This window comes from Akkermansia biwaensis (assembly GCF_026072915.1).
Taxonomy (GTDB): Bacteria; Verrucomicrobiota; Verrucomicrobiia; order Verrucomicrobiales; family Akkermansiaceae; genus Akkermansia; species Akkermansia biwaensis.
The window spans coordinates 1,199,619-1,215,555 of sequence record NZ_AP025943.1 but is presented as its reverse complement, the minus strand read 5'-3'; the positions used below and the strand labels follow the sequence as shown (position 1 = coordinate 1,215,555).

Below are 15,937 nucleotides of genomic sequence, written 5' to 3'. Positions count from 1 at the left end.
TTCTGAATTTTCAATTTTGCGTGATGAATGGTCTTTACCCGCAGAAAGAGAATTATGGAGATTCCTGCTGTTTGTCCATGACGCAGCAGGCACTGAAGTTGCTGATTTCCGGCGTGCCGGCGGCTTTTTCCACCGTCAGACGGAGTGCGGACGCCTTGACAGGGGCAAAGGACTGGATGCGCTTGTGGCCGATGGAAGTTCCCTCGCATACGGGAATCCAGCTGCCGTTGACTTTTGCTTCCACGCGGTAGGCGCGCACCCGTTCTCCGTGCCGGATGTTTTCCTGGATGATGCAGTAGTTGACGCTTTGCTCCCCTTTCAACGGAAGGGTAAGCGTTTCCGCATTCCCGGAGACGGAGGCCAGAGGCGTGCCGAAACGGCGCCGGATTTCTTGCCCCAGTTCCTTCAGGCGCGCTGCGTCGCCGGGAGGAAGCAGGCCGTCCGGGTCCGGCGTCAGGCCAATGATCAGCGTTGCGTTGCGGCCCACGGATTTTTCATACATGTCCATCAGATTGGCCAGGGGATAGACAGCCTTGTCATCGTCTCCCGGTTCCCAGAACCATTCGTGGCGGCCGTTGTAGCCGCGCAGGGGAGTGTCCGCCATGGCGGGAACCCAGTGTTTTCCGTCCGGATCCCCGTGCCTCAGGAGCTTGTTATGGTCCGCAGCTTTGTCATTTGCGTTGCTGTGGCTGTAGGGATAGGGAAAGCCTGACCAGCAGGGATAGCCCACCGTTCCGCTTTCCGAGCCTCCCCACCGCAGATCCGCCCGGTCCACATTGTGGTAGAACAGGCAGTTGGGCTGGTATTTGCTGACGATGGGTTCCACATCCGGACCCAGCCCCCTGGGATCGTCCGCCCCTCCGTCAAACCAGATCATGAACAATTCTCCGTAACGGGAACAGAGTTCCGTCACCATTTTTTCACACAGGCGTTTGTACCAGGCCTGGCGATTGCGGGCAAATTCGCCGTCGCCTTCCGCCTTGAAGTTGTGGATGCCCAACAGGGAGTTCCAGCGGATACCGATGTAGATGCCCGGCTGGATGCCGTATTTGCGGCAGGAGGCGACAAAGTCGCGCACGATGTCGCCTTTGCCGTCCCGCCATTTCACGGCTTTCAGACAATAAGGATTGGCGTCGCTCTGCCACAGCCCGAATCCGGTTTCATGCGTGGCGGTCAGGATGGCGAATTTGGCTCCGGCCGCCTTGGCTGCCGCCAGCCATTGGTCAGTGTCCAGTTTGACTGGATTGAAGACGTTGTAGTCTTCCACCGGTTTGATGCGGTTATTGCCCTGATTGTAAATTTTCCCGTCAAACACATGCAAATCATAGTGGAAAACCACCCCCATTTCCGCTTCATGCCATTTGAGTTGGTGGAGGGCCGGAACGGCTATATCCACAGCGGGAGAGGGTTGGCCGCAGGCGAGGAATGGGCAGAGAAGCGCCAGAATAATGAATGTAGGTTTTTTCATCTGCTTGGATGATTGGGATTGAATGCCTCCGGTTCCGCCATGCCGTTTTTCAAGGGTGCGGGCATCAGCCAGGAAACGGTTTTCTTTTAAAAGAAAACGTTGGAAAAAATGGATTCTTTCTTTCGAATGCCCCGGTTTGGAAAGCTGTTGAACGCCGGAGCGTGGGAAAGCGTTAAGGATAGCAGCTGTAGCAGGCTGGTTGCCGTGCATTCTCTCCTTCCGGAAAAACGGCTGCGGTTCGGAAGCCCATTCCGCCGCCGGCACAGGAAGAGGATGAACCGGAAGGATAAAGCCTCCTTCCCTTCTTGACGGAACGGTTTCCGGGAACCGCAGGATTCCGCCTTGTTAATGCGGGTTTTCTTCTTCCCGGGAGATTTTCAGGCGCAGGAAGCGCCGCGGGGGACTTTCCGCGTTGATGGGCACGGTATCCCGGAAGATGGCGGAGCTTTTGCCTTCCGTTTCCACTTCCGCCATTTCCGTCCAGGTTTGAAGGTCTTCCGAGGATTCCACCAGGTGCCTGATTCCCGTGGCCTCCTGATTGACGGGCCAGGCCAGCACCAGGAAGGCGCCGCCGTTCGTTTTTTCCGTGGAGATCTGCACGACGTTTCCGCAGGGCTTGAGCGGGTCCAGTCCCGTAGCGTATTTCAGCAGGTTGGGGATGCCGTCTCCGGCGGGAGAATCAGTGGGGCCTGTCTGGTCCGTATCCGGGTCCCGGGAGGCGATTTCATCCTCCTTCCATTCGTCCCAGGTGCGCTTCTGACCGCGTTGGACCACGGTTGCGGAGCGGACGGTTCCGAAGGAGGAAAAGGCAAGCTCCGCCGTGCGGGAGCCTGCTGCGGCATTGGCCGCTGCGGTAACGGACACGGTTCCGTTGCCCGTCTCCGTGCCCTGCGTTCCGGTGATGTCCAGCCAGTCCGCCGTTTTGGATACGTTCCACGCAACGTCACAGGTGACGGAGAAAACGGCTGTTCCCCCGTTTTTGGGAAGAATGAGGATGGAAGGGGAAAAGGTGAGAGAAGGCTCCCTGCCGGACTGGATGATGGTCATGACGGCCGGCTGGATGCCGGGAACGGAGATGGTGATGGCTCCCGCGCGTTCTCCCGCTCCTTCCCAGCGGTCCACGCTGTAGGTGACCGTGCCGTTTCCGGAGCCTGAAGAGGGGGAGACGGTTATCCAGCCTGCGGAGGAGGTGGCTGTCCAGGAAGCATCGCTGGAGACGGTGAATGTGGCCGCCGTTGTTCCCTCCGCTCCCACGCGGATGATCTGTCCCGTGGCGGGAACGTCCAGGGAAGGCAGGAATTCTTCATACGGAATGCGCAGGAAAAAGATGTTTTCATCCCCGTTGAGCCCTTCATAAAGCACGCCGATGTGGCCGTCCCCCGTTTCGCAGATGTCGGAATAGCCGGAGGAGGGGCGGGAATCGTAAAGAACCTGGCTGCCGGAGGGCCATGTGGAGCCTTCGTCAAAGGAGGCCTTGAGAGTCATCAGGGCGCGCGGGGCGGCGGTTTTGGCGGGGTTGGAGAAGAGAAGGGCCCTGCCGATGTTCCCGGAGTTTTCCACGGCAAGCTGGCTGGCCTGGCAGGCGGCGGGCTCCGGCAGCGCTTTCAGGTTGGTGGCATGGGCCGTCCACGTCTTGCCCATGTCATCCGTGGTGAAGATTTTCCGGTACCCGCTCCTGTTTTCATTGCGGGCGTTGAGCATCAGGCGCCCGTCGCTGAGCTCCGTGACCACGCATTCGCTGGAGCTGGCCCCGATGCCGAGCGTGCCGGCTTTTCCCGTATCCTCGCTGATCCAGGTCTGGCCGCGGTCCAGGGAATAAATGATGCAGGACTGGGGTGTGCCCGCGCCGCTGGTACCCGTCCATATCTGGGAGGGGAAGACAATGGGGCGCACGCCGTTGACCGTCTTTTTCATGGTGATGCCGTGGCCCGGACCCTGGAAGAAGGACTTCCAGGCCTTGTTCTTGATATCCTTGTTGATGCTCCTGGGCTTCGTTTTTACAAACTCCCCGGTATCCGGATCAATGGAACCCCACGTCTGGCCGTTGTCCGTACTGCATGCCACCACGTATTGGACGGTTTCCAGGCTTTCCACGTCCACGTTGGCCTTGGAGGAGGCCAGCCCGTGCCTGGCGATGCCTGCCACCCACAGGGTGCCGTTGACTTCATCCAGCAGGATGCAGGGGTCGCTGACGCCGTAGCCGGAGTTGTAATCATTGGCGGAATTGCCCGTGGGGTTGAAGTTGACGGCCACGTTGACGGGCGTCCAGGTGCGGCCGTTGTCCGTGGAGCGGCTGCACCCCGTGTCAATATTGGCCTGCATGTCGTTCCGGCCGTCGTAGCGGATGTCAAAGACGGAGACCAGGTCTCCGTTCCTGGCGCGCACAATGCCCGGAATGCGGAATTTCCTGGAGGTCTTTCCTTCCGTGGGCCCTCCGTAAACGGGGTCGTTCGCCTTGGCGATGGCATAGCCTATCCGCTGCCGGGCCGTCACTCCGCCGGTAACATCCGTCGTTTCCCCGTCCACGGTAACGGAGGCGATTCTGGCGCCCACCTTGTGGTCCATGCTGGCGGAATCCTTGAGCTTAACGCTGACCCAGAAGTAATATTGCTGGCCGTCCGTGAGCGCCCCCGGAGTGACGGGGAAGGTCATGACGGGGGCCGGCGGCTGGGCGGGGCTGGCCAGGATGCCGGGGGAACTCATGGCGCCGTGGCCGCTGCTGCCGTAGGCGGGGGGTGGAGTAAATGCTGTTGGCGTCCCCGGTGTAAAGGGAGACGCTTTCAATGTCTCCCAGGTCATCGGACGGGCTCATGTCCACGGTGACGGACATGCCGGCATAGGAGGCGGGGACGTTCGTCAGGGAAAAGCGGAGAATGCCGTTGGCCTCCATGCGGATCATGGCCGGCCATGCTTCTGCGGCGCTGGAAAAGGGCTGGAAGGGAGAAAGGACCAGATCATCGAAAAGAACGCCCGTATTGGCAGGAGCTTCACAGCGGAAAATAAGGCGGACGGTCCCGGACGGGAGAACTCCCTGCACTTGCTGGGTCATGGGGCTGTTTCCCGTTTGCAGGGAGGAACCGTCTACGGCCAGCGTTTCATTCCCTTCCTGGTCCGCGGCATGAATGGTGAAAGAAAAGGGACTATCGCGCGTCCAGCGTTCCCCCGTCAGGGAAAGAATTTTTCTGGCCGTCAGGGGGGAAGGCAACGTCAGTGTGGCTGTGCTTTTGGTTCCGGTGCCCTGGCCTGTCAGCCGCATGCAGTTGGGCAGGGAGGAATAACGGTTGTCAGCAATGGCGGCGTGGCCGCTTTCCGCTGTCATGGTTCCCAGAGCGGTGGCCAGGGTGGTGAAGCCGCCCGTCGGGAATGAATCAAAATTTTCGGAAACGGCCTCGTCTGCTCCCCTCGTCATGCCGGTGCCCAGGCACAGGAAAAACAGGACGGCGGCGGAAATGAAGGTGTGGCGGAGGGTCTGGAAAGTGTTCATCATGAGAAAGGAAAGAAAAACTTTTAAAAATGCCTGATAGCAGAAAGGACGGGAAATGAGAACAAAAATAGAAAAGGGAGGGGGAAAATTAATAAAATTTTAACGGTTGTTCTGGTCTGTTTTATTTGTGCTGTGAACAGAGTTCCTCTAACATGAATCCATTGTTGAGGAGGCCATCACCCCTCCCCCCTTTTTCCATGTTTTCAGAAGTGCACTCGGACAGCCAGCGGGCGGACAGAATTCTGGCCTCCATCCGGAGGGAGGAATCCCGTTCAGGCCGTGGCCTGTTGAAAATTTTCTTCGGTATGGCTCCGGGCGTGGGAAAGACGTATGCCATGCTGGAGGCCGCCATCCAGGCGGCGGACAAGGGGGTGGAGGTGATCATCGGTGTGGCGGAGTCTCATGGCCGGGAGGACACAATGCGGCTGATCGGCAGGCTGCCGCGTCTTCCCATGAAGAAGACGGTTTACCGCGGCGTGGAGATGGAGGAATTTGATTTGGAGGAGGCGCTGCGCCTGAAGCCCCGGCTTATCCTGATAGACGAGCTGGCGCACACGAACGTGCCCGGCCTGCGCCATAAAAAACGTTATCAGGATGTGGAGGAGCTTCTGGCTGCGGGCATTGACGTCTATACCACTCTGAACGTGCAGCATCTGGAAAGCCGGGCGGATACCGTGCATGACATCACGGCCGCTCCCGTGCAGGAGACCGTGCCGGATTCCGTGCTGGCGGAGGCGGATTGCATTCAGCTGGTGGACATTGCCCCCGACCAGCTGCGCGCCCGCCTGCGGGAGGGGAAGGTATACGGCGCGCCGCAGGCTTCCGCCGCGCTGGACAATTTTTTCAAGGAGTCCAACCTGATGGCCCTGCGGGAGCTGGCCCTGCGTATCATGGCGGAGAAGGTGGATCATGAGCTGACGGAGGTACGCACCATTTCCGGGGACCATTCCATCTGGCGCAGCGGGGAACGGCTGATGGTGGCCGTGGGCCCCAGCCCTTTTTCCGCCCGGCTGGTGCGCTGGACGCGGCGCATGGCGTATGCCCTGAATGCTCCGTGGATTGCTCTTTCCGTTGACACGGGTGCCCCGCTGTCCCCGGAACAGCAGCAGAGATTGGACGCCAATCTGGAATTGGCCCGGCGACTGGGAGCGGAAGTGATCGTGATGCCCGGTTCCGATTTGGCGGAGACGCTGCTCCGCATGGCTTTTTTACGGAACGTAAGCCAGATCGTGGTGGGCAAACCGCAGGAAACCTACCTCTGGGGGCTGGTGCGGCCCATGTCCCTGGTGGACAAGTTGGTGAAGGGAAGCGACCAGATCGACATTTATGTGGTTCCCGCGGCTCCCGGACCGGGGAGGAACCGGTGGAGGAGCTGGCACCGTGAAGCGGGGAGATGTGGCCGGGATTACTGGCTGGCCGCAGGCGTGACGGCGGCCGTGACCGGAATCGGCCTGCTGATTGCATCGTTTACCGGTTATTTCGCTCCCGGATTCCTGTATCTGGCGGGAGTCGTGGGCCTGGGTTTTTTCATCCGTTCCCGCTGGGCCATGCTGATGGCCGCCGCACTGAGCGCCTTGTTATGGAACCTTTTGTTCATTCCTCCGGTCATGACGTTCAAGATAGAACGGCTGGAGGACGCCCTGATGTGTCTTTTCTTTTTTCTGGTGGCTCTTTCCACGGGGCGACTTACTTCCCGTCTGAGGATCCGCGAGCAAGAGGAACGTGAACGGGAGAAGAAGACCAATGCGCTGTTCCTGTATTCGCGGGCCATTGCCTCCGCTGCGGATGCGCCTTCCCTGATTTCCGTTGCCCTGGGACAGATGAGCCAGATCATGGGGGTGCTCATGGCCGCCATGACGCCCGGGAAAGGGACGCGCGGCCTGGAGCTGTGGGAGTCCGGCGGAGCTTTTCCCATGGATGACAAGGAATGGAGCGTGGCAGCCTGGTGTCTGGAGCATCGCCGCCCCGCAGGCAGGTTTACGGATACGCTTCCGGTAGCGGAAGGGTTTTACCTGCCCATGATGTCCGGGGAACACTGCATGGGCGTGCTGGGCGTGAGGGCGGAAGGAAAGGACCGCCTGACGGCGGGTCAGAAGGATTTGCTGGAGAGCATGGGCGCACAGCTGGCCATGGCGCTGGAACGGGAGGAATTGCGGGCGGAACGGACGCGGGCGCGGCTCATGGAAGAGTCGGAAAAACTGCACCGTTCCCTGCTGGACAGCGTTTCCCATGAGTTCAAGACGCCTTTGGCCGTAATTGAGGGAGGTTGCGAGAAGCTGGCGGTCAGCACCGCCTCCGCACCGGAAGAACGGGAAGAGTATGCGGAAATTCTGCTGGCTGCGCGCCGTCTGCGCCGTCTGGTGAAGAATTTGCTGGATGTCAGCCGCTTGGAGTCCGGAGCACTGAAACCAAAACTGGACTGGTGCGACCTGGGGGACGTGATTGAAGGAGCGATGGCCGCTACTAGGGAAGCGCGCCGGGACCATTCCGTTTCCGTTGCCCTGCCGCCAGATTATCCGCTGGTGAAGGCGGATTTTTCCCTGATGGAACAGGTACTGGTCAATTTGCTGCTGAATGCCTGCGTGCACACGCCCGGCGGAACGCCCGTGACATTGAAGGGCGGGATTGATTCCGTCCGCGGCCAGGTCTGGCTGGATGTGCACGACCTGGGACCGGGAATTCCCGCGGAACAGGCGGAGAATGTTTTTGAGCGCTTCCGCACAACGCGCGTCGGTGGGCTGGGCCTGGGGCTTTCCATTGTGCGGGGGTTCATGGAGGTGCAGGGCGGGTCCGTTTCTTTGGTACCCGTTTCCTCCGGAACCTGTTTTCGTCTGACGCTCCCCCTCGTGGAACACGGCGAGGTACCTGAAGAATAAAATTCCGGCTTTAGAAAAGATGACCGACATTCCTCCAGATATTCTGATTATTGATGACGAACGGCAGATACGCCGTTTGCTGAAGCTGACCCTGTCCGGAGCGGGCTACCATGTCCGGGAGTGTGAAACCGGGCAGCTGGGTCTGAGCGAGACGGCCCTGAAACGGCCGGATGCCATTATTCTGGACCTGGGACTTCCGGACATTACCGGACTGGAAGTGTTGACGCAGCTCCGGGAATGGACGCAGGTTCCCATTCTGATTTTGACGGCGTGGGACCGGGAGGACGAGAAGGTGGCTGCCCTGGACGCCGGGGCGGATGATTACCTGACCAAGCCGTTCAGCGGCAGGGAACTGCTGGCGCGCCTGCGCGTGATGCTGCGCCGGGGCCGTCCGGAGAGGGAGCCCTCCGTGTTCCGGCTGGGTTCCGTGGTGGTGGACCTGAGCTCCAGGCGCGTGGAAAAGGGGAAGGAGGAAGTTCACCTGACCGCCAAGGAGTACGATATCCTGCGCCTGCTCCTGCTGCACCAGGGCAAAGTGATGACCCACCGCCAGCTTCTCCGTGAAATCTGGGGTCCCCGGCATGAGGAGGATACGCATTACCTGCGGGTCCACATTGCCCACCTGCGCCAGAAACTGGGAGATTCCGATCCGGAAAACCGCATTATCCGCGCGGAGTCAGGTCTGGGATACAGGATTGCGGCGGACGGAGCGGAATAAGCTTTTTCCGTTTCCGTCGGCAGGGAGGAGACGCGGCTCCGGATTCCGCACTGCCGGAAATATATTTTTTCCTAACGGTTGCGGAGCATGGCTTAACTTAACGCGGGTCAATAGGCTGTGTAGTATTCAGGACGTATTCGATACGTCTTTATGAAGATTAATTACACCGCAATGAAGATAGGAGCGGCAGCCCTGGGCTGCGCTATGATGACAGGAAACATTTGCCGGGGGGAAGAAGTCGCCGCCAGGTCCATATCCTCCCTGGCGGAAGTGCAGCAGGCCATGATCCCTTCCACGGACAGGGACTGGTCCTTTTCCCTTTCCGCCGGATGGTCCAGCAAGTACGTGACGGAAGGGCTGGATTGTCTGCCGCACAGCGGCATTTGGGAGGTGGCTCCCGGCATTTCCTGGAAGGATTTTACGCTTGGCGCCTGGTATGCCGGAGGGGATTCCGCCAATTATGATGAACTGGACCTGGTACTGGGCTACGCCTGGAACCTGGGTGACTGGACCGTCAATCCCTGGTACGAACACCAGTTCTATTTCACGCAGGATTACAATGTGGCCAATCCGGCCCTGACCGTTTCCTACACGGTAGCGGACTGGCTCACCGCAGGCGTGGAAACCCAGGTGAAAGTGGAGCATCAGGATTTTGAATCCTATTACAGCGTGTTTGTACAGATGGAATGGTCTCCCATGGAGAACGTGACTGTGACGCCGCTGGTCCGGTACGGTTACAACGGGGGCTATAATGTGGATTACGACGACGGTTCCAACTGCATTGACTGGAGCCTGGGCGTGACCTGGAAGTTTGCGGAGCATTATTTCCTTTCCTGCTCCGTCAATTATTCCCAGGCGCTTACGGTGCTTCACCGCCGACGCGCCGGAGATGAGTTCTGGATGGGGTTCCGTCTGGGCATGGAATTCTGATGGGGTGCCCTGACGGCAGGAAAGACGGGCTTCCGGGCGGGATTTTAATTATTTCTTAATGCCCGGAAACCCTTTGTTAACTACCCGGAATTCCGGGAATGCGTATAGAGTTGCGTTATGTCCTCACACGACTTGTTCATCATTGTCTTATTCATAGGCATACTGGTCGCCTTCACCCCGTTGCTCGGGAAGTGGCTGGCGAATGTTTTACAGGGAGAGCCGACCTGGTTTTCCCGGCTCCTGGGGCCCGTGGAGTCCTGCGCCTACCGTATGGCCGGCGTGGATCCTTCCCGGGAAATGGACTGGAAAAAATATCTGGCCGCCGTTCTTTTATTCAATGCCGCCGGATTTCTCATTCTGTTCCTTTCCCTGCTGTGTCAGAAATGGCTGCCGCTGAATCCCGCCGGTACGGAAAACATGAGGTGGGACATTGCTTTCAATACGGCAGTCAGCTTCATGACCAATACGAATTGGCAGTTCTACTCCGGCGAAGGGCCGGAGGGCATCAGCTACTTTGTGCAGATGACCGGGCTGGGCGTGCAGAACTTCGTCAGCGCCGCCACGGGGATTGCCGTCATGGCCGCCCTGATCCGCGGCCTGAAGAGGAAATGTGCTTCCACCCTGGGCAATTTCTGGGCGGACCTGACGCGGAGCACCTTGTATTTCCTTATTCCCATTTCCGTCGTCGTTGCGCTCCTGCTGGTATCCCAGGGGGTGGTGCAGTCCTTTGACGGCCCCACGACCGTGGCTGGCATGGACGGCGTGGAGCAGGTGATTCCCAACGGTCCGGCGGCCTCCCAGGTGGCGATCAAGCAGCTTGGGACGAACGGCGGCGGTTTCTTCGGGAACAATAGTACCCATCCGTTTGAAAACCCCACGCCATTCAGCAACATGATTGAAATGCTCTCCCTCCTGCTGATCGGCTGCGCCTGTCCGTACGCCTACGGCGTGATGATCGGGAAAAGGAAACAGGGCTGGATAATCTTCGGAGCCATGATGCTTCTGCTTGTAACGACCATTGGCCTGTCCCAGTGGGCGGAGCACGCCGGGAACCCGCTGTTCCCCGGCCTGGAAATGCTTGAAGGGAAGGAAGTGCGTCTCGGCATCACGAACAGTTCCCTGTGGTCCGTAGCCACTACCGCTTCTTCCAACGGTTCCGTGAACTGCATGCACTGCAGCATGTCTCCGCTGGCCGGCGGCATCGCCCTGTTCAACATGCTGCTGGGGGAAGTGATTTTTGGGGGACTGGGCTGCGGTTTGTACGGCATGCTGATGTTCGCCATGATTACCGTGTTCCTGTGCGGGCTGATGGTGGGCCGCACGCCCGAATTCCTGGGCAAAAAGATTGAAGCGCGGGAAGTGCGGTGGTCCATGGTGGGCGTCCTGCTGCCCGGCATTGCCGTTCTGGCCATGAGCGGCCTGGCGGCCGCTACGGAGGTGGGGCGGGAATCCATCTGCAACGCCGGTCCCCACGGGCTGACGGAAATCCTGTACTGCTTCGGCTCCCAGGCCGGGAACAACGGCAGCGCCTTCGCGGGACTGTCCGTGGGCGATACGCCGTTCTATTCCCTGCTGGGCGGCCTGGCGATGCTGCTGGCCCGTTTCGGCGCCATTATTCCGGTGATGATCATTGCCGGGAGCATGGTGTCCAAAAAGACCGCCCCGCCCGCCCAGGGCACCATGGCGACGGACAACCTGATGTTCATGATCCTGCTGGTAGCCGTCGTGCTGATCGTAGGCGCCCTCACCTTTTTCCCGGCTCTGGCTCTGGGGCCCATTCTGGAGCATTTGCTCCTGTATTCGGGAAGCGTGCTGTAAGGCGCATTTGCCAACAATTCAAATTTCAAGATGATGAGAGAAGAAAAGAAAAATACATTCTGGTGCGACAAGGCCATGCTGAAAACGGCTTTCCGGGACGCATTGCGCAAATTCGATCCGCGCGCCCTGTCCAAAAACTTTGTGATACTTGTCACGGCCCTGGGCGCCCTGATCTCCACTATCGTCCTTGTCAGGGACGTGGCCGCGGGGCAGCCTTTCAGCTTTACCCTGCAAATTACGCTCTGGCTCTGGTTCACGGTCCTGTTCGCCAATTTTGCGGAAGCATGGGCGGAAGGGCGTGGAAAGGCCCAGGCGGACGCTCTGAAAAAAATGCGCGTGTACGTCAACGCCCGCCTGCTGACGGACAAGGGAACGGAGGAAATCGTTTCCGTTTCCGAACTGCGCAAGGGACAGAAGGTGCTGTGCGAAGCAGGGGACGTCATTCCGCTTGACGGCGAAGTGATTGAAGGCATTGCCAGCGTGGACGAGTCCGCCATTACGGGCGAATCCGCCCCGGTCATCCGGGAAAGCGGCGGCGACCGCAGCGCCGTGACGGGCGGCACCCGCGTGATCAGCGACGGCATTGTCATCCGCATCACGGCGGAGCCGGGCAATACCTTCCTGGACCGCATGATTGCCATGGTGGAAGGCGCCAGCCGTCAAAGGACGCCCAATGAAATCGCGCTGGGCATTCTGCTGGCGGCGCTGACCATCGTTTTCATTGCCGTGGTGTTTTCCCTGCCAGCCATGGCCGGGTACATTGAGGATTCCGCGCGGGAGCTCGGCTTCCGTGCGGATGGCCATATTTCCCTGCCGGTTCTGGTCTCCCTGCTGGTGTGCCTGATTCCGACGACGATCGGCGGCCTGCTGAGCGCCATCGGCATCAGCGGCATTGACCGTCTGGTGCGCCGGAATGTGCTGGCTACGTCGGGCCGCGCCGTGGAAGCGGCCGGGGACATCGACGTGCTGATGCTGGACAAGACCGGCACCATCACCTTCGGCAACCGTATGGCGAATGAATTCCTGCCCGCTCCCGGCGTGGAGGAACAGAAGCTGGCGGAAGCCGCCCAGCTTGCCTCCCTGTCCGATGAAACGCCGGAAGGCCGCAGCATCGTCGTACTGGCCAAGAAGCTGTTCGGCATCCGGGGAAGCCACATGGATGCCGAACATGTCGCCTTTGTCCCGTTCTCCGCCTCCACGCGCATGAGCGGCGTGGACATTGCCGGGCATGACGGCCAGCCGGCCGTCTCCATCCGCAAAGGCGCGGCGGAAAGCGTAGCGCAGTGGGTGAAGGAGCAGGGCGGGACTTTCCCGCAGGAAGTGGAGATGACCGTCCAGAACGTAGCCCGCGCAGGAGGAACCCCGCTGGTTGTAGCCAGGGGAAGGGACGTGCTGGGCGTCATTTATCTGAAAGACATTGTCAAGGGAGGCATCAAGGAACGCTTCGCCCGTCTCCGGGCCATGGGCATACGCACCGTCATGGTGACGGGGGACAATGCCCTGACCGCCGCTTCCATTGCGGCGGAGGCCGGCGTGGATGATTTCATGGCGGAAGCCACGCCGGAAATGAAGCTGGCGCGCATCCGGGAGGAACAGGCGGCTGGCCATCTGGTAGCCATGACCGGAGACGGCACCAACGACGCGCCCGCCCTGGCCCAGGCCGACGTGGGCGTGGCGATGAATACCGGCACGCAGGCCGCCCGGGAGGCGGGCAACATGGTTGACCTGGACAGCAACCCGACCAAATTGATCGAGATCGTGGAGATCGGCAAGCAGCTGCTGATCACCCGCGGTGCGCTGACGACCTTCTCCTTTGCCAATGATGTGGCCAAATACTTCGCCATCATTCCCGCCATGTTCGCGGGGCTGTTCGTTGCTGACGGCATGGTCAACGGCCCGCTTTCCGCACTGAACGTCATGGGGCTGCATTCCCCGCAGAGCGCCATTTTGAGCGCCGTTATTTTCAATGCCCTGATCATTGTGGCATTGATCCCGCTGGCCTTGAAAGGGGTTTCCTACCGTCCGTCCGGGGCCGCCTCCCTGCTGAAACGCAACATCCTCATCTACGGCGTCGGAGGCCTGATTGCGCCTTTCATCGGTATCAAGCTCATAGACATGGCCGTCACGGCCCTGCACCTCGTCTGAACAATCAAAACCCAACCTGTCGAATTATTATGAAATGGACATTTCCCAATCTGCGCCTTTTCCTGGCGCTGGCCGTCATCACCGGCGGCATTTATCCCGCGGCTGTCACACTCGTCAGCCTGGCCGTATTCCCCCACCAGGCGCATGGCTCCCTGATCCGGAATGAGCAGGGGGAAGTCATCGCGTCGGAGCTCATCGCCCAGCCCTTTACTTCCGCCAAATATTTCTGGCCCAGGCCTTCCGCCGGAGACTACGCCACCATGCCTTCCGGAGCCAGCAACCTTTCCTGGACTTCCGCAGAGCTGGTGAAGACGGTGGCGGAACGCAAGGCAGCGCTACTGAAGGCCCACGGCCTGCCGCAGGGGACGCCCGTTCCGGCGGACCTGCTTTTTGCGTCCGGCAGCGGTCTGGAGTCCTTCATCTCACCGGAGGCGGCGGAATTCCAGGTGAACCGCGTTGCCGCCGCCCGGGGAGAGGACCCGGAAAAAATCCGGAAGACGGTGGCCGAACATTTCATCAGTGGAGGCATTCTGGGGGAAAACGTGATTAACGTGATGACTTTGAACGCCGCCCTGGATAAATTGCCCCGCAGTTAGCGGCAGGGAGCAACAAGCGCCCCGGTCCGGAAAATACCCCTGCGGAGAAATCGCCCGGTTTTGGCCGGCGCCTTGGCTCTGCGTCTTTTTCCGGTCCCCGGGCGCTTGTCATTTGCAGGATGGCATCCGGGGATGAACCGGCACCCTCTTTATTTTTTGCCGTCCAAAAGAAACAGGGACGCCCCGTGCGGGTTAAGTTCCACATTCATTTCCTGCCGGATGGTGCCGGCGTCTTCCTGTTTCCACAAGTCCCGGACGTTTTGCGGAGATTTCAATTTGAGGAGGGAAAGCGGCACCTTGACGGTCCGGCGCTGGTTGCCCGTATTGAAGAAGCCGATGGCGCACCGGGTGCCGTCCAATGGTTTGACCCATACTTCGCAATCATTGGCGGATAAGACCTTTTCCGCAGGTCCGTAAAATGTCTGGTTGACGGCAATCACTTCCCTGTTGCACAGGAGGCCCCGGGTAAAATCGTCCAGATGCTCCAGATCGCATGAAATGATCAGGGGGGCGGACATAATGGACCAGAAGGACATTTGGAAATATTGTTCATCCGGAGTCAGCCGGGTGGGTTCGAAAGTGGTGTTCGCACGCCCGACTTTGCCCAGCCGGCCGATCTGGAGCATATCGGGATCATTCCAGTGTCCCGGTCTGGTGTAAGGCTGCCATTTCCCCTGGGAGGAAGCGATTTTTTTCAAGCTGCCCCAATGGTCTTCAATATCTCCGGTAGTGCGCCATACGTTGGTTATTTTGCTGATGGGACCGGCAATTTCAAACGGGGTTGAATTGGAGACGCTCAGGACAATATCCCTGCCGCTTTTTTTCAAGTCTGAGGCGATTCTCTCCGTATTAGGTACGTCGATCAGGTACCAGTCCATCTTCACGTAATCGAACCCCCATTCCGCCCACTGCCGGGCATCCTGGGTAACCATCCATACGGGGCCGACCTTGGTGGCTCCCAGTTGTTTGGACCCCGGGCAGGCGCCAAACAACTGGTCGGGTTGCGGACGTTTGTTTTCCGGAAGAGCCAGAGAGGAATAATCTCCCTGGGGATTGGGGGAAGAACCGCCTATGTAGCCGGCATAAGTGCCCATCCACGGGGAGGAATAAATCCCCGCCTTGAGTCCGAGGCTGTGGATTTCATTGCACATGGCCTTCATGTCCGGAAAGCGCTTGTTGGGCTGGATGGCGCGGTACTTGCCGCCTCTGGCGCCCTGCCAGCAATCGTCAATGTTGACGTAGCTGTAGCCGTAGCGGGCCAGCCCGGAATTTACGAGCAGACGGGCGGTTTTCAGGATGTTTTCCTGGCTTACGCCGCCGCTGTAGGAATACCAGCTGCTCCAGCCCATGGGAGGCGTCAGGCATATTTCCTGCCCGATGCGGATGGTGATGGTTCCTTGTGTTTTGCCGTGGCTGTTGCTTGCCTGCACGGGAAAGGAATAAACTCCCGGGCGGCTGATTTTACCTGTGATGATGCCGGTTTCCTTGTCCAGCTTCAGCCCTGGAGGAAGTTTGGCGGCGGCGAAGCTCATGGGGCGTTCTCCGCTGGCGCAGACGGAGAACTGGATGGGAGAGCCGGGACGGGCTCCGAAGAGCCGCGGTTCATTCAGGAGGGGAGCCGGTGATTCCGGAGGAGTCAGGCGCAGCCCGGATTCAGGGGCCGGGTACGGGGAAGGCATTTCCTTGGAGAAAACGGGCATGGGAGCCAGGAACAGAACGGAGCAGGCGAGCGAGGGGAAAAAAGAGGTCATTGTGATGTCGAATAAAAGGTAATGAGAAAGGAAGAATTCAATTTATGAAAAGAAGCAGTCCATGGCAACGACATAGTAAGATTTCCGGAGATAAATTTTTAGATAACAGGAAAAATCTTGTTTACCTATTCAACGGTTGGGACCATTCTTA

Annotated in this window: 10 protein-coding genes; 6 read left to right on the top strand and 4 right to left on the bottom strand. The window is 59.4% G+C overall.

Annotated elements, in window-relative coordinates; all coding sequences use genetic code 11:
• Positions 1–52: 52 nt before the first annotated feature.
• The 3 genes from OQH67_RS04955 to OQH67_RS04945 form a co-directional block, all read right to left on the bottom strand.
• Positions 53–1,468 (bottom strand): alpha-L-fucosidase, encoded by a 1,416-nt coding sequence (locus OQH67_RS04955; RefSeq protein ID WP_215437366.1) that lies wholly within the window; start codon positions 1,466–1,468, stop codon positions 53–55.
• Between the two features lie 345 nt (positions 1,469–1,813).
• Complete coding sequence (locus tag OQH67_RS04950) at positions 1,814–4,171, bottom strand: exo-alpha-sialidase (RefSeq protein WP_215437368.1); 2,358 nt, start codon at positions 4,169–4,171, stop codon at positions 1,814–1,816.
• Entirely contained in the window at positions 4,053–4,955 is a 903-nt protein-coding gene (locus OQH67_RS04945) for a hypothetical protein (RefSeq protein ID WP_215437370.1), read from the bottom strand. The genes OQH67_RS04950 and OQH67_RS04945 overlap by 119 nt, the downstream gene beginning before the upstream one ends.
• Before the next feature lie 194 nt (positions 4,956–5,149).
• Here OQH67_RS04945 and OQH67_RS04940 point away from each other — a divergent pair, with 194 nt between their 5' ends.
• From OQH67_RS04940 to kdpC, 6 genes are all read left to right on the top strand, one after another.
• Positions 5,150–7,828 carry a DUF4118 domain-containing protein gene (locus OQH67_RS04940; RefSeq protein ID WP_215437372.1) on the top strand — a complete coding sequence of 893 codons (2,679 nt, stop codon included), beginning with the start codon at positions 5,150–5,152 and terminating at the stop codon, positions 7,826–7,828.
• A gap of 19 nt (positions 7,829–7,847) precedes the next feature.
• Positions 7,848–8,546, top strand: coding sequence for a response regulator (locus OQH67_RS04935; protein WP_067569633.1), 699 nt, complete (start codon positions 7,848–7,850; stop codon positions 8,544–8,546).
• A gap of 150 nt (positions 8,547–8,696) precedes the next feature.
• Positions 8,697–9,476, top strand: a complete 780-nt coding sequence (locus OQH67_RS04930; protein ID WP_215437374.1) for a TonB-dependent receptor domain-containing protein — start codon at positions 8,697–8,699, stop codon at positions 9,474–9,476.
• Between the two features lie 117 nt (positions 9,477–9,593).
• Positions 9,594–11,294 (top strand): potassium-transporting ATPase subunit KdpA, encoded by a 1,701-nt coding sequence (gene kdpA / locus OQH67_RS04925; protein ID WP_215437376.1) that lies wholly within the window; start codon positions 9,594–9,596, stop codon positions 11,292–11,294.
• A gap of 33 nt (positions 11,295–11,327) precedes the next feature.
• Complete coding sequence (gene kdpB / locus OQH67_RS04920) at positions 11,328–13,439, top strand: potassium-transporting ATPase subunit KdpB (RefSeq protein WP_343195914.1); 2,112 nt, start codon at positions 11,328–11,330, stop codon at positions 13,437–13,439.
• A gap of 29 nt (positions 13,440–13,468) precedes the next feature.
• Positions 13,469–14,035, top strand: coding sequence for a potassium-transporting ATPase subunit KdpC (kdpC, locus tag OQH67_RS04915; protein ID WP_215437386.1), 567 nt, complete (start codon positions 13,469–13,471; stop codon positions 14,033–14,035).
• 149 nt (positions 14,036–14,184) lie between these two features.
• Here the strand turns inward: kdpC and OQH67_RS04910 are convergent, their stop codons facing one another.
• The gene (locus OQH67_RS04910; protein WP_215437389.1) at positions 14,185–15,786 is read right to left on the bottom strand and encodes a putative Ig domain-containing protein; all 1,602 of its coding nucleotides are present in this window, start codon (positions 15,784–15,786) and stop codon (positions 14,185–14,187) included.
• Between the last annotated feature and the right edge of the window lie 151 nt (positions 15,787–15,937).